The organism is Actinoplanes sp. ATCC 53533, from assembly GCF_003947245.1.
In genome coordinates, this window is record NZ_QHHV01000563.1 from 1 (window position 1) to 837 (window position 837).

Here is an 837-nt window from a genome sequence, read left to right on the forward strand (position 1 = left end):
ACGGAAAGCCCGCCGAAGCTGACACAATGGCGCTCATGTCCGACGCCGACCACCGTCCCCGGGTGCTCTCCGGCATCCAGCCGACCGCCGACTCATTCCACCTCGGGAATTACCTCGGCGCGGTCCGCAACTGGGTAGCCATGCAGGAAACCGCCGACGCCTTCTACTGCGTCGTCGACCTGCACGCGATCACCATGGGGCATGACCCGGTGGCCCTGCGCAATCGCACCCGGTTGTCGGTGGCGCAGCTGCTCGCCCTGGGCCTGGACCCCGAGCGCTGCACCCTCTTCGTGCAGTCGCACGTCCCCGAGCACGCGCAGCTCGCCTGGGTGCTGAGCTGCATCACCGGCTTCGGCGAGGCCGGCCGGATGGTCCAGTTCAAGGACAAGTCCGCCAAGCAGGGCTCGGAGACCACCAGCGTCGGCCTGTTCACCTACCCGATCCTGCAGGCCGCCGACATCCTGCTCTACCAGGCCGACGCCGTGCCGGTGGGCGAGGACCAGCGTCAGCACCTCGAGCTCACCCGCGACCTGGCCCAGCGCTTCAACACCCGGTTCGGCAAGACCTTCACCGTGCCCTCGGCCTACATCGTGCGGGACACGGCGAAGATCACCGACCTGCAGGAGCCGACGGCGAAGATGTCCAAGTCCGCGTCCTCGCCGAACGGCATCCTCGAGCTGCTGGAGGAGCCCGCCCGGTCGGCCAAGAAGATCAAGTCGGCGGTCACCGACACCGGCCGCGAGATCCTCTACGACGAGGAGAACAAGCCCGGCATCAGCAACCTGCTGACCATGTACGCGGCGCTGACCCAGCGGACCATAGACGAACTGCTCGAAC

1 protein-coding gene is annotated in these 837 nt (G+C 67.4%); it reads left to right on the top strand.

From position 1 onward, the window contains the following. Positions 1–35: 35 nt before the first annotated feature. A partial coding sequence (gene trpS / locus DMB66_RS60040; protein ID WP_125812712.1) for a tryptophan--tRNA ligase occupies positions 36–837 on the top strand: 802 nt, incomplete at its 3' end.